The 1,031-nt window shown below is 47.8% G+C and carries 1 protein-coding gene; it reads left to right on the top strand.

Going from position 1 to position 1,031, the window contains the following annotated elements:
- Positions 1-313 precede the first annotated feature (313 nt).
- A complete protein-coding gene (locus tag ACOCD2_RS21755) occupies positions 314-835 on the top strand; it encodes a DUF302 domain-containing protein (RefSeq protein WP_374109622.1) in 522 nt (173 codons plus the stop codon).
- Positions 836-1,031: the final 196 nt, after the last annotated feature.

The following is a 1,031-nucleotide window of genomic DNA, read 5'->3' as shown; positions in this document are numbered from 1 at the left end:
GCTTTGGATGAGAATTTTGCCAGGGTTTGCCCCAAACCCGGCAATCCCCCCGGAAATTCTCTGGTCACTGTGCTGCTGCGCATGGTGGCTTGAATAATTTCTGGGAAACTTCAGATTATCAATGACTTGGCGTCATTTAAAATAGTGGCACTTCCTTGTGCCACTCACTGGCCGTTGAAAAACTCTGTTTTTCAACGGCCAGTGAGATTCAGGCTGCAGAAGTTGTGGTTTTCCACAATACCCCGCAGCACCGGGAAAGGGTTAGTATTGCGGTATATTTACAACAATCAAATGAGTATGAGGAGTTTTTATCATGAAAAAGATTCTGGCCATTGGCCTTGCCCTGTTTGTTTCAATGTCTGCAATGGCTGCCGAGAAGAAAGCCGCCAAACCCGAGATGGATCAGGCAACCATGCAGAAGATGGTTCAGAGCAGCATACAGAAGTTCAAGATCAATGATGATGTGTCCGTCGAAGATGCCATCGATTCCATGATGCTGCGCGCCAACAACCTCAATTTCAAGCTGGTCGCAGACCTGCCGTTGTCCGAGCAGGTCAAGGCCATGGGAGAAGAAGCCAATTACATGCGCATCCTGGCGTTCTGCGATGCCCTGATCGCCAAGAAAATGGTCGAGCATGACATCATCTTTGCGGGTTTCCTTCCTTGCCGCATCGCCGTGCTCAAGGATTCCAAGGGGCAGGGCTGGATCGTCACCATGAACATGGACATGATGGTCAAGGGCGTAAGCCTGCCCAAGGATCTGCAGCCTCTGGCGATCAAGGTGCGTGATACCATTTACAGCATTGTTGATGCGGGTGTAAACGGCGATCTGTAACCTCTGGAGACCGCCATCGGTCTGCTTGAAGGGCAAATGGCGGTTTCCCAAAATATAACTTAATAATCATATTCTTACTAGAGTTTAGAGTTTCAGAGGAGAAAAACCACTAAAAATCTCAAAAAATAGTTGACATAGCAAGGATCATAGCGTTGCCGCATGCCTTGCATGCCTTCATTTGAAAATTTAAAGAAAG

Source organism: Thiolapillus sp. (genome assembly GCF_048562965.1).
In the GTDB taxonomy this organism is placed as follows: domain Bacteria; phylum Pseudomonadota; class Gammaproteobacteria; order Chromatiales; family Chromatiaceae; genus Thiolapillus; species Thiolapillus brandeum_A.
Note: the sequence above shows the minus strand (reverse complement) of the source record. Positions and strands in the feature narration are given on the sequence as shown.

Bases quoted from the DNA above. Each gene is read 5' to 3' on its own strand.
- ACOCD2_RS21755 (WP_374109622.1), top strand. From the start codon at position 314: ATGAAAAAGATTCTGGCCATTGGCCTTGCCCTGTTTGTTTCAATGTCT.